A 21,839-nucleotide genomic window follows, 5' to 3' on the forward strand; every position below is an offset into this window, starting at 1 on the left:
CAATCAACCGTGGCGACGTTCGAAGTCAATCATGAAATCGGTCAGGGCTTTAACGCCTTCCAGCGGCATGGCGTTATAGATGGAGGCGCGCATGCCGCCTACCACACGGTGACCTTTCAGCGCATGCAGACCTGCGGCGAAGGACTCTTCCAGGAAAACTTTATCCAGATTGCTGTCCGCCAGCTGGAACGGCACGTTCATGCGGGAGCGGTTGGCTTTCGCCACATCGTTACGATAGAAATCACTCTTATCAATGACGCCGTACAGCAGTTCAGCTTTCTGCTGATTGATCTTGTCCATCTGCGCCACGCCACCGTTTTGCTTCAGCCATTTAAAGACCAGGCCGGAGAGATACCAGGCAAACGTCGGTGGGGTGTTGAACATGGAGTCGTTATCGTTCAGCACAGTGTAATCAAGAATCGACGGGCAGGATTTATGCGCTTTACCCAGCAGATCGTCACGTACGATGACGATAGTCAGGCCTGCAGGGCCGATATTTTTCTGCGCACCCGCATAGATGACACCGTAGCGGCTGATGTCAATCGGCGCAGAGAGAATGGTGGAGGAGAAGTCAGCAGCAACCACCACGTCTTTACCGAAGTCCGGCGTCTCGTCGATGGCAATCCCGTCAATGGTTTCGTTCGGGCAGTAGTGCAGATACGCGGCGTTGTCAGAGAGCTGCCACTCGCTCATTGGCTTCACGGCACGCAGGCCATCAACGGTCACTTTGGCGTCGATGACGTTTGGCGTGCAATACTTGTGCGCCTCTTTCACCGCGCTGGCAGCCCAGTAGCCAGCGTCTACATAGTCTGCCGTGGTTTTGTCACCCAGAATATTCAGCGGTACGCCAGCAAACTGGCCGCGTCCACCACCGTGGCAGAACAATACTTTGTAGTTCGAGGGAATGTTCAGCAGATCGCGAAAATCCTTTTCTGCCTCTTCCGCCACCTGAATAAACTCTTTACCTCGGTGGCTGATTTCCATCACCGACGTACCCAGACCGTTCCAGTCACAAAGTTCCTGTTGAGCCTGTTTAAGCACGTCTGCCGGTAACATTGCCGGACCTGAACTGAAATTAAAGACTTGAGCCATTTCCCCTCACCACGCTAAAAGCCATAAGTTATAACTGTGGATATCGGTTTTATCATTCAGTGACACGCGCCGCAATGTCTAAAACTTATGACCGGTGAAATGTGCCCTTCGTCACACAATACAATCTGTCGCCTCGCTGTCACAAAACCGACAAAATGGCTGTCAGACAAGGCGTTTGGCCCGGCTAACCTTCGACCATTCCGGATTTGTACAGCGGGGACATAATTGATGATCGCCCACGTGCATGGCAACGACATGGCTACATCTTATACAGGCATATTCGCCGGATTCCGGTACCGTTTTAAACCGCTCGATCAACATATCCGGCAGAATACAGAGCCCTGGCTTAACCTCGTCGTCAGGATAGTAATACACGCTGATTTGCCCATTCGTTTCCATTATCGCCAGACGCACTTGCCCAAGCTGCTCCACGCTGTTCAGCCGCAGCTCCATAAAGAACTCAAATTCGGTCATATTGGCGCTTTGGACATTTTCCCAGGCCAGCTGTCCGTTCTCAACGATAACGACGGGTTTCCCTTCAAGCATGTCTTCCAGCTTTTCGCTTTTCGACATCAGCCACATGACCAGCCGGTAAAGCAGCGCCAGCGTGACGAAGACAATAAACACCGGCACCATTGGCACATCATCGTAAAAAGCGACATCCCCCGCCGCTGAACCCAGCGTCAGAATGATCAGCACCTCAAACAGCGACATCTGCCGTACGCCACGCCGACCGGTGATTTTAAGAAACAGGAAGACCAGGACGAAGGTATACAGACTACGCAGCGCCACTTCGCCTAAAAATTCAGGTGGGACTTTATCAAACGCCATCCTTTGCAGATCGAATGCTTTCATTTTTTTATGCCTTAACAGTCAGTTACTGACAGTAAGCATAGCCCAGTCTTTTATTTTCGCCGGAGATAGCACCCGTCACGCAAAACCCGTATCATTGCGCGCTTTACGTACGATAAAAGTGAACGCCATGACTCAAACGTTTATCCCCGGCAAAGACGCCGCCCTGGAAGATTCCATCGCTCGCTTCCAGCAGAAACTGACCGACCTGGGCTTTAATATCGAAGAAGCCTCCTGGCTTAATCCAGTGCCTCACGTCTGGTCCGTGCATATTCGCGATAAAGACTGTGCACTGTGCTTTACCAACGGTAAAGGCGCGACGAAAAAAGCGGCGCTGGCTTCTGCGCTGGGTGAGTATTTTGAACGTCTGTCGACCAACTACTTCTTCGCCGATTTCTGGCTGGGTGAAACCATCGCTAACGGCCCGTTCGTTCACTATCCCAATGAAAAATGGTTCCCGCTGACCGAAGACGATGAACTGCCGGAAGGCATTCTGGATGCGCGTCTGCGTGCGTTCTACGATCCGGAAAATGAACTGACCGCCAGCATGCTGATCGATCTGCAGTCGGGTAATGAAGAGCGTGGGATCTGCGCCCTGCCGTTCACCCGTCAGTCTGATGAACAGACCGTGTACATCCCGATGAACATTGTCGGTAACCTGTATGTCTCTAACGGCATGTCCGCCGGTAACACCCGCAATGAAGCGCGTGTGCAGGGGCTGTCAGAAGTGTTTGAGCGCCACATTAAAAACCGCATCATTGCTGAATCCATCAGTTTGCCTGAAATTCCGGCCGACGTGCTGGCACGCTATCCGGGCGTGGTGGAATCCATTGCTAAGCTGGAGGCAGAAGGCTTCCCTATCTTTGCGTATGATGGCTCGCTGGGCGGTAAATACCCGGTTATCTGCGTTGTGCTGTTTAACCCGACGAACGGCACCTGCTTCGCCTCCTTCGGCGCGCATCCTGACTTCGGCGTGGCGCTGGAGCGTACCGTCACCGAGCTGCTGCAGGGCCGTAGCCTGAAAGACCTCGATGTATTTACTCCACCAACCTTTGACGACGAAGAAGTGGCCGAGCATACCAACCTCGAAACCCACTTCATCGACTCCAGCGGTTTGATCTCGTGGGATATGTTCAAGCAGGACGCAGACTATCCATTCGTCGACTGGAGCTTTGCCGGTACGACCGAAGAAGAGTTCGCTACCCTGATGGCCATCTTCAACGCGGAAGTTAAAGAAGTCTACATTGCTGACTACGAACATCTGGGTGTTTACGCCTGCCGTATTCTGGTGCCGGGCATGTCCGATATCTATCCGGCTGAAGATCTGTGGCTGGCGAACAACAGCATGGGTGCGCACCTGCGTGAAACGCTGCTGGCCCTGCCGGGCAGCGAGTGGGAAAAAGAGGATTATCTGAACCTGATCGCCCAGCTGGACGACGAAGGCCATGATGACTTCACGCGCGTACGTGAACTGCTGGGTCTGGCTACCGGTAAAGACAACGGCTGGTATACCCTGCGCATCGGCGAGCTGAAAGCGATGCTGGCGCTGGCTGGCGGCGATCTGGATCAGGCCCTGGCCTGGACCGAGTGGACCATGGAATTCAACCAGTCAGTGTTCTCTGCCGAGCGCACCAACTACTACCGCTGCCTGCAAACCCTCCTGCTTCTTGCGCAGGAAGAGGATCGTGAGCCACTGCAGTACCTGAATGCCTTCGTGCGCATGTACGGTGCCGAGGCGGTAGAAGCCGCCAGCGCGGCCCTGAGCGGCGAAGCGCCATTCTACGGACTGCAGGCGGTAGACAGCGATCTGAAAGCCTTCCCTGCGCATCAGTCGCTGTTGAAGGCCTATGAAAAACTGCAGAAAGCAAAAGCAGCTTACTGGTCAAAATAAGCGCATATAACATTATCAGCAGTAGGCGTATTTAATCGTCTGGGCTATATTACGGGGCAATTTCATTGCCCCGTTTTTTATTTTTTTCGGCAATGAACGTTGAATGTAATAATAAAGTTAAATATGGGTAAATATAATAATATTTACCTGGGCTTTACTGTTACTTTTTATGGCAAATACTCCATATTAATTAACTGTTTCAGAGGTGGCCGACCGAAAAAATTCAACTCTTTTCATAACTTTTAAAATTTATTTTTATACGGATAATCAAAAACTTACACCGCATTTGTCGTAAAACCATACACACTGCGGGCCTATAAGCCAGGCGAGATATGATCTATATCAATTTCTCTTCTATAATGCTTTGTTAGTATCTCGTCGCCGACTTAATAAAGAGAGAGTTAGTGTGAAAGCTGACAACCCTTTTGATCTTTTACTCCCTGCTGCGATGGCCAAAGTGGCCGAAGAAGCAGGTGTCTATAAAGCAACGAAACACCCGATGAAGACGTTCTATCTGGCGATCACGGCCGGTGTGTTCATCTCTATCGCGTTCGTCTTCTACATCACTGCCACTACCGGTACTGCCGCGATGCCTTACGGCATGGCCAAACTGATTGGCGGCATTTGCTTCTCACTGGGTCTGATTCTGTGCGTTATCTGTGGCGCCGACCTCTTCACCTCAACGGTGCTGATTGTCGTAGCAAAAGCCAGCGGAAGAATTACCTGGGGTCAACTGGCGCGCAACTGGCTTAACGTCTATGTTGGTAACCTGATTGGCTGTCTGCTCTTTGTTTTGTTGATGTGGCTCTCTGGCGAGTATATGACCGCCAACGGTGGCTGGGGACTGAACGTCCTGCAGACCGCGGACCACAAAATGCACCACACATTTATCGAAGCGGTTGCACTTGGCATCCTCGCGAACCTGATGGTCTGTCTGGCGGTATGGATGAGTTACTCCGGCCGTAGCCTGATGGACAAAGCCATGATTATGGTTCTGCCGGTTGCGATGTTTGTTGCCAGCGGCTTCGAGCACAGTATCGCGAACATGTTTATGATCCCAATGGGTATTGTAATCCGCAACTTTGCGAGCCCGGAGTTCTGGACTGCAGTTGGTTCAACCCCGGAAAGTTTCTCTCACCTGACTATTATGAATTTCATTACTGATAACCTGATCCCTGTCACTATCGGGAACATTATCGGTGGGGGTCTGTTAGTTGGGTTGACATACTGGGTCATTTACCTGCGTGGCGACGATCATCATTGATGGTTATCTCAGGCAGTAAATAAAAAATCCACTTAAGAAGGTAGGTGTTACATGTCCGAGCTTAATGAAAAGTTAGCCACAGCCTGGGAAGGTTTTGCAAAAGGTGACTGGCAGAATGAAGTAAACGTACGTGACTTCATTCAGAAAAACTATACCCCGTATGAAGGTGACGAATCCTTCCTGGCTGGCGCAACTGAAGCGACCACCAAGCTGTGGGACAGCGTAATGGAAGGCGTAAAACTGGAAAACCGCACTCACGCGCCAGTTGATTTTGACACCTCCGTTGCTTCCACCATCACTTCTCACGATGCTGGTTACATCAACAAAGCCCTTGAGAAAATCGTTGGTCTGCAGACTGAAGCACCACTGAAACGTGCGATTATCCCGTTCGGTGGTATCAAAATGGTTGAAGGTTCCTGCAAAGCGTACAACCGCGAGCTGGACCCAATGCTGAAAAAAATCTTCACCGAATACCGTAAAACCCACAACCAGGGTGTATTCGATGTTTACACCAAAGACATTCTGAACTGCCGTAAATCCGGTGTTCTGACTGGTCTGCCAGATGCCTACGGCCGTGGCCGTATCATCGGTGACTACCGTCGCGTTGCGCTGTACGGTATCGACTTCCTGATGAAAGACAAATACGCGCAGTTCGTTTCCCTGCAGTCCGATCTGGAAAACGGCGTAAACCTGGAAGCGACTATCCGTCTGCGTGAAGAGATCGCTGAACAGCACCGTGCGCTGGGTCAGATCAAAGAGATGGCTGCTAAATATGGCTGCGATATCTCTGGTCCTGCAACTAACGCTCAGGAAGCTATCCAGTGGACCTACTTCGGCTACCTGGCCGCAGTTAAGTCTCAGAACGGTGCAGCAATGTCCTTCGGTCGTGTATCCACCTTCCTGGATGCGTACATCGAACGTGACCTGAAAGCAGGTAAAATCACCGAGCAAGACGCTCAGGAAATGATTGACCACCTGGTCATGAAACTGCGTATGGTTCGCTTCCTGCGTACCCCAGAGTATGATGAACTGTTCTCTGGTGACCCAATCTGGGCAACCGAATCTATCGGTGGTATGGGCGTAGATGGCCGTACTCTGGTCACCAAAAACAGCTTCCGCTTCCTGAACACCCTGTACACCATGGGTCCTTCTCCGGAGCCAAACATCACCGTTCTGTGGTCTGAAAAACTGCCTCTGAACTTCAAGAAATTCGCCGCTAAAGTGTCCATCGACACCTCTTCTCTGCAGTATGAGAACGATGACCTGATGCGTCCGGACTTCAACAACGACGACTACGCTATCGCATGCTGCGTAAGCCCAATGGTTGTTGGTAAACAAATGCAGTTCTTCGGTGCGCGTGCAAACCTGGCGAAAACCATGCTGTACGCTATCAACGGCGGCGTTGATGAAAAACTGAAAATGCAGGTTGGTCCTAAGTCTGAACCAATCAAAGGCGATGTGCTGAACTATGACGAAGTCATGGATCGCATGGATCACTTCATGGACTGGCTGGCGAAACAGTACGTTACTGCACTGAACGTTATCCACTACATGCACGACAAGTACAGCTACGAAGCCTCTCTGATGGCGCTGCATGACCGTGACGTTATCCGTACCATGGCGTGTGGTATCGCAGGTCTGTCCGTTGCTGCTGACTCCCTGTCTGCTATCAAATATGCGAAAGTTAAACCAATTCGTGACGAAGACGGTCTGGCTATCGACTTCGAAATCGAAGGCGAATATCCGCAGTTTGGTAACAACGACGCTCGCGTTGATGACATGGCGGTTGACCTGGTTGAACGTTTCATGAAGAAAATTCAGAAACTGACCACTTACCGTAACGCTATCCCGACTCAGTCTGTTCTGACCATCACCTCTAACGTAGTGTATGGTAAGAAAACCGGTAACACCCCAGACGGTCGTCGTGCTGGCGCGCCATTTGGCCCAGGTGCTAACCCAATGCACGGTCGTGACCAGAAAGGTGCGGTTGCCTCTCTGACTTCCGTTGCAAAACTGCCGTTTGCTTACGCGAAAGATGGTATCTCTTACACCTTCTCTATCGTGCCAAACGCGCTGGGTAAAGACGACGAAGTGCGTAAAACCAACCTCGCGGGTCTGATGGATGGTTACTTCCACCACGAAGCGTCCATCGAAGGTGGTCAGCACCTGAACGTGAACGTCATGAACCGTGAAATGCTGCTCGACGCGATGGAACACCCTGAGAAATATCCTCAGCTGACCATCCGTGTATCTGGCTACGCAGTACGCTTTAACTCCCTGACTAAAGAACAGCAGCAGGACGTTATCACCCGTACTTTCACTCAGTCCATGTAACTGGAATTGACTGAAATCACGCGTTAAAAAGCGTACAATAAAGGCTCCACGTCAGTGGGGCCTTTTTCTTCCCCACCCCAGTCTCTTTTGGCCGCTATCTATACTGAATGGATAACAGCCAAAACAGACTCGACATAGCCTTTGAGCTGTGCATCAACACAGGCCCCGGGATGGGCCAAATTCGGAGATATCACCGCAATGTCAATTATTGGTCGCATTCACTCCTTTGAATCCTGTGGCACTGTTGATGGCCCGGGCATCCGTTTTATCACCTTTTTCCAGGGCTGCCTGATGCGCTGCCTGTACTGCCACAACCGTGACACATGGGATACGCACGGCGGCAAAGAAGTGACCGTTGAAGATCTGATGAAAGAGGTGGTGACTTACCGCCACTTTATGAACGCGTCCGGCGGGGGCGTCACCGCATCCGGTGGTGAAGCCATTCTTCAGGCGGAATTTGTGCGCGACTGGTTCCGCGCCTGCCACAAAGAAGGCATACACACCTGCCTCGACACGAACGGGTTTGTGCGCCGCTACGATCCGGTCATCGATGAATTGCTTGAAGTCACCGACCTGGTCATGCTCGATCTCAAACAGATGAATGATGAGATCCACCAGAACCTGGTTGGCGTATCCAACCACCGTACGCTGGAGTTCGCCAAATATATTTCAGCCAAGGGCATCAAAACCTGGATCCGCTATGTCGTCGTTCCTGGCTGGTCTGATGATGATGATTCCGCACATCGCCTGGGCGAATTTACCCGCGATATGGGCAACGTCGAGAAAATTGAGCTTCTGCCCTACCATGAGCTGGGTAAACATAAATGGGTGGCGATGGGTGAAGAATATAAGCTTGATGGTGTTAAGCCGCCGAAGAAAGAGACGATGGAGCGCGTGAAAGGTATTCTGGAACAATACGGACACAAGGTCATGTATTAAAGAAGAGGCCCGGTGAGAACCGGGCCTTTTTGTATTTTATTTAAAGACACCATTAATAATGGAAGTCACAATCGCAGTACTCAGCGCAACCAGGACCAGATCGTCACCGACCACGCGCCATTCATAGCCAGGATAGTTAGGGAGCTGGCCCAGCATGGAGGCTGGCACGGTTTTCTTCGCAATACCTGGAGGCAGTGGTTTGCCGCGTGCGAGGTTTTTAGCGATGCCCGGAGGCAGCGATTCATACCCCGTTAATCCATAGTTCACTGCCAGATGGCGAGCATGATCGAAGCTCACGCGAGCATCGACATCATCGCTGACGCTTTTATTCGATTTACCCGGGTTGTCCATACCACTTTTTTTATTGCCATGAGTATCGGACATTCCGTTGCCATGATTGCCGGAATTCCCGTTGCCGTGATTACCGCCATTACCTTGTCCGCCACTATTACCGTGACCACCACCGCCATTCCCGTTTCCAGGATTAGCCATGACCGGTGCTGTAGCAAACGTTAAAGACAACACTACTGCCAGTGCGGTAGTGGTTAAACGACGTGTAGCCATGATTGCTGCCTTTTAGTGTTAGAACTCACCTGAATTATCGCCTGGCGTGATAAACAAACAATGCGTAAAATTCTTATATGTGATGGGGACAAAAAAGCCAGTCAATGACTGGCTTTTAATTCATCAGGCATGCGCCACTGGCGTGGGATGTTCGCCCGCTTTACGCAGCAGCATTAAGAGATAAATAAACGACACGCTGGCAATCATGATAAACAGCAAATTGTCGGAATAATTCTGCATCAGCATCGCGGTGAATGTCGGCCCCAGCAAACTGCCAATGGTATAGCTTAATAACAGCGCCTGGTTCATTGCCACCAGCTGGTGATGTTCAACTTTTTCACAGGCCCAGGCCATCGCGACCGGATAAAGTGTGAAGCCTGCCGCCCCCAGAATAAACAGCGCTGGCGCCATCGCGGCATTGCTGAGCATGGCAAGGCAACCCATGATCACCACGAAGACCTGAACGCGCAACACCAGCAGACGCCCAAAACGGTCTGCCAGACGGCCAATCGGCCACTGTCCGACGATGCCCGCGCTGACCATTACCGCCATCCAGAAGCCGATCCCGGAATCACTGACGCCCTGATGGTTCAGGTAGAGCGGCATCAGACCATAAAGCGACCCCAGAACAATCCCGGAGATGATGCAGCCGTTCACGCCCAGACGCGCCTGTCGCAGTCTCAGCATCGGCCAGACGTGGGTCGCTTCCTGATGCTCACTGTTCTGATTCACAATGCGTGTAAAGAGCAGCGGCAGGATCGCCGCCAGGACCATGCCCGTTACCCACGGCAGAACGCTCATCAGGTCGGTCGGCAGTTTGCTGACCATTAATTGCCCAAGCACGGTTCCGACGTAATAGACCATCATATACGCTGCCAGCAGACGTCCCCGGTTGCGCGAGGTACCGCTGCACATCAGCGCACTTTCCACCACGACCCAAATCATCGCGCAGCCTACGCCAGCGATAAAGCGCCAGATCATCCAGCTCCAGAAGCCGAGCATCAGGCCCAGCCCGGCACATCCGGCAGCGAAAATCAGCGAGGCCAGATAATAGCTGCGGTTAAAGCCAACGCGTTTAATCAGGCTCCCTGTCATCAGCGTGCCCAGCAGGTTCCCCGTGAAAAAGGACGAGCTGACCATACCCACCTGCCAGGTTGGTAAGTTTTCATGGGCAAGCCATAGCGGGACGAGCGTATTCAACACTGCGATCGCCAGGGTCAACAAAAGCAGGCCACAGAGCAACAGGAGCACTGGCCGGGTATAGATGGTCATGGATTAAAAACCGTGAGGAAGTTCAGATTTCGTGCGCATCATGCCACTGGCAAAAACAAAGTCAATCCACCGATTCAGGCGTCACGCACGATATGTGCCATGTCGATTTAAAAAACTCATCCTGCTAATGCAAAGTCTGCTACTGATATTAATTATCTGGTTGTTTTTATTTATTTCAGGGGATTTTTAATACCAAACATCAGTCGAAAAATTTCATGATGGAAAAAAGAAAAGCCGGGCGCTATGTCCCGGCTTTTTATAACGAAAAATCAAATCAGCTGGCGATAGCCATGCCGACCGTCATATGCAGGCCGTAAAACACACCGCGACCGATCAACTCCCCTGCCAGCACCAGCACAAAGGCCACTGACAGTAACGGCAGTGCGGGCTGATAACCTTTAAGCTGAGGGGCAATCCAGCACACCAGCGCAACAGCCAGCAACACCACACGCCAGGCCATCAGAGAACCGTACTCTGGCACCAGGACTGAGGCCTGCTGAATGGAGCTGTGAATGGTTGCCAGCTCAGCGCCCTGCATCAGCGCAACCATCGTGCTTACCACCAGCGCCAACAGCGAAACGGCAGGGAGCAGACGCATCGCCCAGCCGTCCACACCCGCCACGCGCAGCAGCAGGTAGCCCAGCAGCGGCCCGCCGATAAACATCGTCAGGAAGAAACTCATTGGCGTCCAGACGCTATACCAGGTGGGAACGGTATCGATGGTGTTATAAACCCGCACCATCATCCACACGAAGACCACGCCCAGCACCATTGTCACGATCAGCCACACGTTGCGCAGCCCCGCAGGAAGCTTTTTCAGGGCTGCCAGCAGCCACCCCAGCCCACCGACGGCAAAGAAGATCGCCCCGCTGGCAATTTCGTTACTCAGTGAGGATGCCCCCACGCGATTGAGAGAGTTGAACGCGCGCATTGGCGAGCCGAGGTGCAGCGTAGAGGCAATAAAACCGATCCCCATCAACACCCACAGACCAAACATACTCAGCACCACGCGCTGCTGCTGTTCAGCTTTCAAATCGCCTTTCAGTAACGCCAGCGCGAGCACAATAAAACCACCCGCCACGCACTGCCCAAAGACCGTGAAGATCATCAGCGGCCATTCATACCATCCACTTCCCATCTCACACCTCCTTCGGGTTTGCCAGATAGCCGGTGGTATCTCCCGTCGGGCGGCTGTTGGCGTTAGGTTTAATCACAATGCTTGGCTTGGTGAAGTGCGCGGACGGCAGTGGCGCGACGGCCGCAAGCTGGCCGTGTTTTTTACGCAGCTCGTCAATCGGGCCGAAGTCCAGCGCGCGCAGCGGACAGGACTCCACGCAAATCGGCTTTTTGCCTTCCGCCACGCGGTCGTGGCAGCCGTCGCACTTGGTCATGTGGCCTTTTGCGGCGTTGTACTGCGGCGCACCGTACGGACAGGCCATATGGCAGTAGCGGCAGCCGATGCAGACATCCTCATTCACCACCACAAACCCGTCGTCACGCTTGTGCATCGCCCCGCTCGGGCACACTTTGGTGCAGGCCGGGTCTTCACAGTGGTTACAGGCAATCGACAGGTAATAGGCAAAGACGTTCTGATGCCAGACGCCGTTATCCTCCTGCCAGTCGCCGCCCGCGTATTCGTAGATCCGGCGGAAGCTGACGTCCGGGGTCAGGTCTTTGTAATCCTTGCAGGCCAGCTCGCAGGTTTTGCACCCGGTGCAACGGCTGGAATCAATAAAAAATCCATACTGGGTTGTCATCGGTTACTCCTTACACCTTCTCAACCTGAACAAGGTTTGTGTGGGACGGGTTGCCTTTCGCCAGCGGCGATGGGCGCTGCGTGGTCAGTACGTTTATACTGCCAGCCTGGTCGATGCGGTTTGCATCCGGGCTGTACCACGCGCCTTCCCCCAACGCGACAACACCAGGCATCATGCGGGGCGTCACTTTGGCTTCGATATGCACCTCGCCGCGACCGTTAAAGATACGCACGCGATCGCCATTGCTGATGCCTCGTGCTTTCGCATCCATCGGGTTAATCCACATCTCCTGGCGGCAGGCGGCTTTCAGCACATCAACGTTGCCGTAGGTGGAGTGAACGCGCGCTTTGTAGTGGAAGCCGGTCAGTTGCAGCGGGAATTTTGCGGTCAGCGGATCGTTATAGTTTTCAAACCCGGGCGTGTAGATCGGCAGGGGATCGATAACATCCCCTTCCGGCAATTCCCAGGTTGCGGCAATGTTTGCCAGCTCTTCGGAGTAAATCTCGATTTTGCCCGATGGCGTGGTCAGCGGATTCGCCTGCGGATCGTCGCGGAAGGCTTTGTACGCCACGTGGTGCCCTTGCGGATCGCGCTGTTTATAGATGCCCTGCTTGCGGAAGGTATCGAAATCCGGCAGGTCAGGGATCGCTTTACGGGAAAGTTCATGCAGATGACGCATCCACTCTTCCTGAGTGCGGCCTTCTGTGAACTGTTGTTCGACACCAAGACGTTTCGCCAGCTCAGAGGTCATCTCATAGATGGTTTTGCACTCGAAACGCGGTTTGATGGCCCGGTCGGTGAAGATCACGTAGGACATGTTGCCGCAGGAGGCATCCAGCGCGAAATCCATCTGCTCCGAGGCGGTGCAATCCGGCAGCAGAATATCCGCATATTTCGCCGATGAGGTCATGTGGCAGTCGATCACCACAATCATCTCGCACTTCTTGTCATCCTGCAGGATTTCGTGGGTGCGGTTGATCTCCGAGTGCTGGTTAATAAGGCAGTTACCGGCGTAGTTCCAGATCATCTTGATCGGCACATCCAGCTTGTCTTTGCCCCGTACGCCATCGCGCAGGGCGGTCATCTCCGGCCCGCGCTCAATGGCGTCGGTCCACATAAACATGGAGATACTGGTCTGAACCGGGTTTTCCAGGGTTGGCATCCGTTCAAACGGCAGCGAATAGGAACCTTCGCGCGCGCCACTATTCCCACCATTAATACCCACGTTACCGGTCAGAATGGAGAGCATCGAAATAGCACGAGTGGCGATTTCGCCATTCGCGTGACGCTGTGGCCCCCAGCCCTGGCTGATATAGGCCGGTTTCGCTGAACCGATTTCACGCGCCAGCTGGACAATACGTTCCGCCGGTATCCCGGTGATTTTTGATGCCCACTCCGGGGTCTTCGCCACGCCGTCACTGCCCTGGCCCAGAATATACGCCTTGTAATGCCCGTTGGCAGGGGCACTGGCGGGCAGGGTTTTCTCGTCATAGCCGACGCAGTATTTATCAAGGAATGGCTGATCGACAAGGTCCTCGGTGATCATGACCCACGCCAGCGCACTGACCAGCGCCGCATCGGTACCCGGGCGAATAGGGATCCACTCATCTTCCCGGCCTGCACCCGTATCGGTATAACGCGGATCGATGATGATCATCCGGGCGTTAGATTTGGCGCGAGCCTGCTCAAGGTAATAGGTTACCCCACCGCCGCTCATCCGCGTTTCACCAGGATTGTTACCGAAAAGCACCACCAGTTTGCTGTTTTCGATATCGGACGGGCTGTTACCGTCTGCCCAGCCACCGTAGGTGTAGTTCAGGCCGGCAGCAATCTGTGCAGAAGAGTAGTCACCGTAGTGATTGAGATAACCGCCGCAGCAGTTCATCAAGCGCGCCACCAGCGTTTTACCCGGTGGCCAGGAGCGGGTCAGCGTTCCCCCGAGCGTTCCGGTGCCATAGTTCAGGTAGATGGATTCGTTACCGTACTCTTTTATCAGACGCTGCATATTGCTGGCGATGATATCGTAAGCTTCATCCCAGCTGATGCGCTCGAACTTCCCTTCCCCGCGCTTACCGACGCGTTTCATCGGGTACTTCAGACGGTCCGGGTTATAAACCCGGCGGCGCATTGAGCGGCCACGCAGACAGGCGCGAACCTGATGCAAGCCGTCGTAGTTATCGTCACCGGTATTGTCGGTTTCGACGTATTTGATCTCGCCATCCACCACATGCATACGTAATGGACAACGGCTACCACAGTTTACGGTACAGGCGCTCCACACCACGTTTTCCGGGGCCGTAGCCGGGGACAACGCATCCGCCGCCGACGCCAGTCGGGTAAAAGGGAGAGTGAAGGCACTGCTGGCAACGGCGAGACCGCCAATTGCCGTGGTTTTCATCAACCCACGGCGAGTGACCTCGGCAGCCATTAACGCTTCAGGCGCTTTGATTTTCATAAAGACTCACTTTGGTTGCTCACAAAGAATAAGGGGCGGAATTAACCGCGATATAGTTTTATATATAACGAGCTAATGCGTTATGCGTGTTTTATGCTGGCTTTCATTCGCAGGAGTATTACTACTTTAGAGGGAGGGGGTATTGCGTCGTATCAAACCGAGGGTATAAAAAAAGCGCCAAAAGGCGCTTTTTTGTTGTAAGGCAAAGAATTAGCCAATGTACTGCTGGCCTTTCATGTATGGGCGCAGCACTTCAGGGATCTCAATACGTCCGTCTGCCTGCTGATAGTTTTCCAGCACGGCAACCAGCGTACGGCCAACAGCCAGACCAGAGCCGTTCAGGGTATGCACCAGACGGGTTTTCTTATCGGACTTGCTGCGGCAGCGTGCCTGCATACGACGCGCCTGGAAATCCCAGACGTTAGAGCAGGAGGAGATTTCACGGTAGGTGTTCTGCGCAGGTACCCACACTTCCAGATCGAAGGTTTTGCAGGCGCCAAAGCCCATATCTCCGGTGCACAGCGCCATACGACGGTACGGCAGGCCGAGCAGCTCCAGCACTTTCTCCGCGTGGCCGGTCATCTCTTCCAGCGCGTCCATGGACTCTTCCGGACGAACGATCTGTACCATCTCAACTTTATCGAACTGGTGCATACGGATCAGACCACGCGTGTCACGGCCGTAAGAACCCGCTTCAGAGCGGAAGCACGGAGAGTGCGCCGTCAGTTTGATTGGCAGGTCGTCTTCGTCGATGATCTCATCACGCACGAGGTTGGTCAGCGGCACTTCCGCAGTTGGGATCAGCGCGTAGTTGCTGCTGTCGGCTTCCTCGTCCAGCGGACGGGTATGGAACAGATCGCCGGCAAATTTCGGCAGTTGTCCGGTACCGTACAGAGTATCGTGGTTAACCAGATATGGAACGTAGGTTTCGCTGTAACCGTGCTGCTCGGTGTGCAGATCCAGCATGAACTGTGCCAGCGCACGGTGCAGATGAGCAATCTGACCTTTCATCACCACGAAGCGAGAACCGGTCAGCTTCACGGCTGCCGCAAAGTCCAGGCCCGCGTGCATTTCGCCCAGAGTAACGTGATCGCGAACCTCGAAGTCGAACTCACGAGGCGTACCCCAGCGTTTCACTTCAACGTTGTCGTTTTCGTCTTTACCGACAGGAACGCTGTCGTCAGGAATGTTCGGGATAGCCAGGGCGATATCACGAATTTCTGCCTGAAGAACATCCAGCTCAGCTTTCGCCTGGTCCAGCTCTTCACCCAGTTTGTTCACTTCCAGGCGTAATGGCTCAATGTCTTCCCCGCGCGCTTTCGCCTGGCCGATGGACTTCGATCGAGAGTTACGCTCTGCCTGCAGATTTTCAGTTTGTACCTGCAGAACTTTACGACGCTCTTCAAGAGCGCGCAGCTTATCTACATCCAGCTTAAAGCCCCGGCGTGCCAGTTTTTCAGCGACTGCGTCTGGCTCATTACGCAGCAGATTGGGATCGAGCATGCTTATCCTGTGCTTATCGAATTAAAATAGGAAAATGTGGCCACAGCCTGCGGCCACAGGGATACAATGCCAACATTACCGCAACGACTGAACTAACGGTAGCGTTTTATAGGGCTATTTTGATCCTGTCCGGCGAGCCAGGCGAGCTTTTCGCCAATCTTGCCTTCAAGACCTCTGTTTGTGGGGTGATAATAGCGGGTTTGTGCCATTTCCTGCGGGAAATACTCCTCCCCGGCCGCGTAAGCGTTGGGTTCATCGTGAGCGTAACGATACTCCTGCCCGTAACCCATCTCTTTCATCAGCTTCGTTGGCGCATTACGCAGATGCACCGGCACATCGTAGTCCGGGCGCTCACGCGCATCCGACATGGCCGCTTTGAATGCGGTATAGACGGCATTACTTTTCGGCGCGCAGGCCAGATAGACAATCGCCTGGGCAATAGCGCGCTCACCTTCTGCCGGCCCGACGCGAGTAAAACAATCCCAGGCCGAAAGCGCCACCTGCATGGCGCGCGGATCGGCATTGCCAACATCTTCTGAGGCAATCGCCAGACAGCGACGCGCGACGTACAGCGGATCGCCACCGGCAGTGATAATGCGTGCATACCAGTAAAGCGCGGCATCCGGCGCGCTGCCGCGTACCGACTTATGCAGCGCCGAGATCAGATCGTAAAAGCGATCGCCTTTGTTATCAAAACGCGCGCTACGCTCACCGGCAATTTCGGTCAACAGTTCCGGTTTTAATACCCGTTTGCCGGCGTCGTCGACTTCGGCCATATCGGCCATCATTTCCAGGGTATTCAGCGCCCGCCGCGCATCGCCGTTAACCAGTTCCGCAATTGCACGACGCGTGTCGTCAGGCAGGACAATGTCCTGTCCGCCATAGCCGCGGGCTTTGTCGTCCATCGCCTGGGTGAGAACTTTTTCAATATCCTCGGTGGTGAGCGATTTAAGCAGGTAGACGCGCGCCCGGGAAAGCAGTGCCGAGTTGAGTTCAAACGACGGGTTTTCGGTGGTGGCACCGATGAAGAAGATGGTGCCGTCTTCGATGTGCGGCAGGAATGCATCCTGCTGACTTTTATTGAAGCGATGGACTTCGTCCACAAAGAGGATGGTTCGTCGCCCGGCGTTACGGTTCTGGCGCGCGCGCTCGATTGCCTCGCGGATCTCCTTCACACCGGATGTGACGGCCGAGATGCGCTCGACGTCCGCGTTAGCGTAGCGGGCGATCACTTCAGCAAGCGTGGTTTTACCGGTACCGGGTGGTCCCCAGAGGATCATCGAGTGCAGATGCCCGGCCTCAATGGCCCGCGGCAACGGCTTACCCGCAGCCAGCAGGTGCTGCTGGCCAATATACTGAGCTAAATTTTCTGGCCGCATACGCGCGGCCAGAGGTTGAAACGCATTATCTGAAAAATCGAGCGACAGGTTGCCCACTCATGCCTCTTACTTACGTTGGTCGTCCACCGTTACGCCCTGCGGCGGGGTAAAGGTAAATTTAGATGCATCGACAGCGCCATTTTGCTGAGATTTGAGCTGATAGCTGCTGCGCTGATCGTCCTGCTCAACGGCGCCGAACTGATTGATGGTACCGTTGGTGCTTACATTGATGGTGAACTGCTTCAGGTTGCCGTTGCTGCCTTTTGGCGTCAGGACAAACTCATCACCGTTCTGCTTAATATTATACTGCTGCCAGTCGCTGGCCTGGTTACGGGCAATCAGCATAAAGGGCGTGTTGCTGGTCGCATCTTTCAGCCAGGTGGCGGTTGCCTGCTCAACAAACGGGTTGAAGAACCACAGGGTTTTGCCGTCAGAGACCAGGATGCTCTCATCCGGCTGAGTCATGTGCCAGTTGAAAAGATTTGGGCGTTTTACCCACAGATCGCCCTGGCCTTCCTGCACTGCATTACCGCTGCCGTCAGTCACTTTTTGCGTGAAGCTGGCGTGGAAGCTGCTCACTTTATCCAGGCGGCTTTTAAGGTCGCTGGCCGCATCAGCCCAGACGCTGCTGGCGACAAAACTGGTGAGTAATGCACAGGCGATTGCGATTTTTTTCATTGTTGTTCCTTAAAATACGTCATCCCGAAATGGGGTTTCCGTTTTCTATTCTGGACCTGCCCGCAGACAGGTGACAGAAGAAAATGCTTAAATTTGGCTGATTTACCCTTCTTTGCACACGCTGAAGATCAATCAAACGGCGGCGGAGCCAGCACCTCACGGTTACCGTTATGCCCCTGCTCACTGACAATGCCCTGGGCTTCCATCTGCTCAATGATGCGCGCCGCGCGGTTGTAGCCAATACGGAACTGACGCTGAACGCCGGAGATCGACGCTTTGCGTTTTTCGGTAACAAAATTAACCGCCTGGTCGAATAACGGATCCAGCTCTTCGCCGCCGTCAAAGCCACCGCCGCCGCCTTCGCTTTCGCTGTCGGAGGTAATGCCGTCAACGTATTGTGGACGACCGCGCGCTTTCCAGTCCTGCACCACGGCATGCACTTCCTGGTCGCGAACGAATGCGCCGTGAACGCGCACCGGAGAGGTGGAGTTCGGGCCGGAGTACAGCATATCCCCCATCCCCAGCAGCGATTCAGCACCGCCCTGATCAAGGATGGTACGCGAGTCAATTTTGCTTGATACGGTAAAGGCGATACGGGTCGGAATGTTGGCTTTAATCAGACCCGTAATGACGTCCACAGAAGGACGCTGCGTCGCCAGGACGAGGTGAATACCGGCCGCACGCGCTTTCTGTGCCAGACGGGCAATCAACTCTTCAACTTTCTTACCGACGGTCATCATCAGGTCGGCGAACTCATCCACCAGCACGACGATGTAAGGCAGTTTTTCCAGCACCGGATGTTGGGCATCCATGCTATCGCCCGGTTTCCAGTATGGATCGGGAATTGGACGACCCATCCGCGCCGCCTCGGCGATTTTCTCGTTATAACCGGCAAGGTTACGCACGCCCAGAGCCGACATCAGCTTATAGCGGCGCTCCATCTCGTTGACGCTCCAGCGCAGAGCGTTGGCCGCGTCTTTCATGTCGGTCACAACTTCCGTCAGCAGATGCGGGATCCCCTCATAGACCGACAGTTCCAGCATTTTCGGATCGATCATGATGAAACGGACATCTTCCGGCTGCGCTTTGTAGAGCATGCTGAGGATCATGGCGTTCACACCTACCGACTTACCGGAACCGGTTGTACCCGCGACCAGCAGGTGAGGCATTTTCGCCAGATCGGCTACCACCGGCTCACCCGCGATATCTTTACCCAGCACCACGGTCAGTGGTGAAGGGTTGTCGCGGAATTTGGTGTTGTCCAGCACTTCACGCAGGTAAACGGTCTGACGTTTTTTGTTCGGCAACTCAAGACCGACATAAGGTTTACCAGGAATAACTTCAACCACACGAACCGCAACGGTCGACAGAGAACGCGCCAGGTCGCGGGACAGGTTTGAAATACGCGCGGCTTTAACGCCAGGCGCCAGGTTGAGTTCGAAACGGGTAATGACAGGGCCTGGAGAGTAGTTGACCACGTCCGCTTTAATGCGGAAGTCAGCCAGACGCGCTTCTACCAGACGGGCCATTTGCTCCAGCGCGAAGGTATCGACCGGCTCAACTTCTGCTGGCGGCGGCGTTAACAGATCCAGCGACGGCAGAGGCGTGCTCGGACGTTGCAACGGACGGCTGTCACCGTTACGCATCAGCAGCGGATGAATGAGACTTTCCTGCGGCTGTGCCTGAGGTTGCTGGAATTGTGGCTGCTGTGGCTGCGCATAAGATTGTGGCGCAGGCTGCTGCGGCTGGGCGTAAGCCTGTGGCGCTGGGGCCGGCTGCTGGCGCACCGGCTCGGCTTCCGGCATGACGCTCGGTGTGAACAGCGGTTCGCTCGGACCATCATCGACCAGATCTTTCATCGGTGAGAATTCGAAATCCGACAGCGAGAACGGGTTCGCACCAGCAGGTTGCTCACCTGAATAGCGTTGCTGCTGGGTGGCCGCAAACTGGCGTGCTAATTCTGCCTCTGCGGCATCATCATCGTCCGCCTGAGCAGGATGATCGTGCTGATACTCCTCGCCATAGCGCTGATGCTGCTGTGCGGCGAACTGACGCGCCAGTTCGTCCTGCTGCATTTCATCTGCATCATCGTCGTAATCAGATTCACGGGCTTTCTCCTCAGCCATACGCTGAGAAGGCAGCTTAATGCCATAGGATGCCAGCTCGCGGCGGGTTGGCACACGCACGCGGTTAGGACGCGGCAACTGCGGGCCAATCCCCTCTTTTACCTGAGGACGTGGTGTTCCACCTGTCGCCAGGCTAAAGACCGGCGCCGCAGCCGAAGCGGCTGCTGTAGCCTGTTTCACGCTTTCTGCCACTGGTGCAACCGCAGACGTTGGAGTAACCGGCGGTGCGGAGACAGAAGGTGTATTCACAACAGGCTCCTGCACCGGCTCGGGAACAGGCTGATACCATGCTGCCAGTTGCTCGCGCTCACGGGCACGGCGCTCTTCAACCTCTTCGAAATAGTACATTGGCGGACGAGACGGTTTGACCTCTTCCACCACCTCAGGTTCTGGTTGAGGCGCGACGTAAGGCTCAGCAGGCGGAACAGGCTCAGGGACATACTCCTGATACGGTTGCGCGACGGGCTGCTCGTCGTACGGGTACCCCTGCGGCTCATGAACGGGCTCAGGCTGATAAGGTTGCTGCCACGGTTCCTGCTGGACCGGTGCATAGCTTTCTGGCTCTGGTGCGATAACCGGCTCTGGCGTATGAACGCCAGGCGCCGTTTGCCACTCTACCTGAGGCTGTTGAATAGCGGACTCGGGAGCGGGAACCGACGCAGACGGCATAACGGCTTCCGCTGGTGCAGCATAAGCCTGCGCCGCCGTGGTCGCGGCTGCCGCGGCGGCAACCGGTGCGGTAACAGAGTGACCGTTTAGCAGTGGATCATATTCATCAAAATCGCCCGGTGTGGCGCGACTGCCAGAGAAAAGCACATCATCAGGATCGACGGCGGCACCGGCTGAACGGTACTCAACATGATCGTCTTCGTCCATGCGTTTACCGGAGAAGAGCGCCGCATCGGTTTTACGGCCCAGCGGGTTGGCAAATTTCTCGGCGACGCGCTGACGGCGTGCCAGTGCTCCACGCAAAATACGTGCACGACGAGATTCACGACGCTGTACTGGCGCATCGTCTTCCTCTTCGTACTCATCTTCATATTCGTCTTCATCGACCCATGTGTCGTCACGACGGGTACGGTTGCTGGCAAAGGTCAGAATAGTGAGGACAAAACTGCCGATCTTCTCGGCAATGCTCACCCACGACCAGCCGGTGAACAGCGTTAATCCTGCCGCCCAGATACACAGCAATGCCAGGGTACCGCCGCTGCTGTGAAGCATAGGCTGTAACGCAGAGCTCAGCAGGCTACCGATGACCCCGCCAGACGCGAAATACCAGATGTCATCGGCGTTGATGGCTGCCAGCCCGCAGGAGGTGAGGATCAACGCCAGCGCGCCTATCAGGCGCAGCGAAACCGCGAAATAGTCGATGTAGTCGTCGTTCTGACGATGGCGCCAGGCAAACCAGCATCCGCCAATAATAATGACGGGAATGGTATAGGCCATCACACCGAAAATGAAAAACAGGGTGTCCGCAAGCCAGGCACCGGGAACGCCGCCTAAATTATGGATAGGCTCATGCCATGCAGTTTGTGACCAGCTGGGATCTGAGGGGTTGAAACTGAGTAAGGCTGCCATCAGCCAGACGGCAAAAAGGGCAATAACAATCAGCAACGCCTCAAGGAGCCGACGTCCGCTGCTTAGCTTCGATAATGTGACTTCTTTGTCTTCAGTGTATTCCTGGCTCAAGAAAGGCTCTCCAGGTATCAGGCATATCCTGCCTGTTTGCTAAA

The 21,839-nt window shown here is 54.3% G+C and carries 15 protein-coding genes; 4 read left to right on the forward strand and 11 right to left on the reverse strand.

From position 1 onward, the window contains the following. Positions 1 to 3 precede the first annotated feature (3 nt). Positions 4 to 1,092, reverse strand: a complete 1,089-nt coding sequence (gene serC, locus AK59_RS0113245; protein WP_029882989.1) for a 3-phosphoserine/phosphohydroxythreonine transaminase — start codon at positions 1,090 to 1,092, stop codon at positions 4 to 6. 162 nt (positions 1,093 to 1,254) lie between these two features. Further along, positions 1,255 to 1,947: a DUF421 domain-containing protein gene (locus tag AK59_RS0113250; protein WP_029882990.1), complete on the reverse strand. Its 693-nt coding sequence runs from the start codon at positions 1,945 to 1,947 to the stop codon at positions 1,255 to 1,257. A 127-nt stretch (positions 1,948 to 2,074) separates the two neighbouring features. On the opposite strand from AK59_RS0113250, the gene ycaO reads away from it, so the two are divergent. The 4 genes from ycaO to pflA all read left to right on the forward strand — a co-directional run bounded on the left by ycaO (position 2,075) and on the right by pflA (position 8,372). Next, positions 2,075 to 3,835 (forward strand): 30S ribosomal protein S12 methylthiotransferase accessory factor YcaO, encoded by a 1,761-nt coding sequence (ycaO, locus tag AK59_RS0113255; RefSeq protein ID WP_032618570.1) that lies wholly within the window; start codon positions 2,075 to 2,077, stop codon positions 3,833 to 3,835. 406 nt (positions 3,836 to 4,241) lie between these two features. Then, positions 4,242 to 5,099 carry a formate transporter FocA gene (gene focA, locus AK59_RS0113260; protein ID WP_013097310.1) on the forward strand — a complete coding sequence of 286 codons (858 nt, stop codon included), beginning with the start codon at positions 4,242 to 4,244 and terminating at the stop codon, positions 5,097 to 5,099. 51 nt (positions 5,100 to 5,150) lie between these two features. Then, positions 5,151 to 7,433 (forward strand): formate C-acetyltransferase, encoded by a 2,283-nt coding sequence (pflB, locus tag AK59_RS0113265; RefSeq protein WP_013097311.1) that lies wholly within the window; start codon positions 5,151 to 5,153, stop codon positions 7,431 to 7,433. A 198-nt stretch (positions 7,434 to 7,631) separates the two neighbouring features. Then, positions 7,632 to 8,372 carry a pyruvate formate lyase 1-activating protein gene (gene pflA / locus AK59_RS0113270; RefSeq protein WP_014831281.1) on the forward strand — a complete coding sequence of 247 codons (741 nt, stop codon included), beginning with the start codon at positions 7,632 to 7,634 and terminating at the stop codon, positions 8,370 to 8,372. Positions 8,373 to 8,408: 36 nt separating this feature from the next. On the opposite strand, the gene AK59_RS0113275 is transcribed toward pflA, so the two are convergent. From AK59_RS0113275 to AK59_RS0113315, 9 genes are all read right to left on the reverse strand, one after another. Next, a complete protein-coding gene (locus tag AK59_RS0113275; RefSeq protein ID WP_028028129.1) occupies positions 8,409 to 8,936 on the reverse strand; it encodes an anti-virulence regulator CigR family protein in 528 nt (175 codons plus the stop codon). A 123-nt stretch (positions 8,937 to 9,059) separates the two neighbouring features. Next, the gene (locus AK59_RS0113280; RefSeq protein ID WP_029882992.1) at positions 9,060 to 10,208 is read right to left on the reverse strand and encodes an MFS transporter; all 1,149 of its coding nucleotides are present in this window, start codon (positions 10,206 to 10,208) and stop codon (positions 9,060 to 9,062) included. A gap of 274 nt (positions 10,209 to 10,482) precedes the next feature. Then, on the reverse strand, positions 10,483 to 11,346 hold the full coding sequence (locus AK59_RS0113285) for a dimethyl sulfoxide reductase anchor subunit family protein (RefSeq protein WP_029882993.1): 864 nt from the start codon (positions 11,344 to 11,346) through the stop codon (positions 10,483 to 10,485). A gap of 1 nt (position 11,347) precedes the next feature. Next, a complete protein-coding gene (gene dmsB / locus AK59_RS0113290; RefSeq protein WP_029882994.1) occupies positions 11,348 to 11,965 on the reverse strand; it encodes a dimethylsulfoxide reductase iron-sulfur subunit DmsB in 618 nt (205 codons plus the stop codon). Positions 11,966 to 11,975: 10 nt separating this feature from the next. Then, complete coding sequence (dmsA, locus tag AK59_RS0113295) at positions 11,976 to 14,420, reverse strand: dimethylsulfoxide reductase subunit A (RefSeq protein ID WP_020686417.1); 2,445 nt, start codon at positions 14,418 to 14,420, stop codon at positions 11,976 to 11,978. Between the two features lie 210 nt (positions 14,421 to 14,630). Then, on the reverse strand, positions 14,631 to 15,923 hold the full coding sequence (gene serS / locus AK59_RS0113300) for a serine--tRNA ligase (RefSeq protein ID WP_008499983.1): 1,293 nt from the start codon (positions 15,921 to 15,923) through the stop codon (positions 14,631 to 14,633). A 92-nt stretch (positions 15,924 to 16,015) separates the two neighbouring features. Further along, positions 16,016 to 17,359: a replication-associated recombination protein RarA gene (gene rarA / locus AK59_RS0113305; RefSeq protein ID WP_029882995.1), complete on the reverse strand. Its 1,344-nt coding sequence runs from the start codon at positions 17,357 to 17,359 to the stop codon at positions 16,016 to 16,018. Positions 17,360 to 17,368: 9 nt separating this feature from the next. Beyond that, positions 17,369 to 17,980, reverse strand: a complete 612-nt coding sequence (gene lolA / locus AK59_RS0113310; RefSeq protein ID WP_013097319.1) for an outer membrane lipoprotein chaperone LolA — start codon at positions 17,978 to 17,980, stop codon at positions 17,369 to 17,371. Positions 17,981 to 18,108: 128 nt separating this feature from the next. Beyond that, on the reverse strand, positions 18,109 to 21,795 hold the full coding sequence (locus AK59_RS0113315; protein ID WP_029882996.1) for a DNA translocase FtsK: 3,687 nt from the start codon (positions 21,793 to 21,795) through the stop codon (positions 18,109 to 18,111). Between the last annotated feature and the right edge of the window lie 44 nt (positions 21,796 to 21,839).

The organism is Enterobacter sp. T1-1 (assembly GCF_000710795.1).
Lineage (GTDB): Bacteria > Pseudomonadota > Gammaproteobacteria > Enterobacterales > Enterobacteriaceae > Enterobacter > Enterobacter cloacae.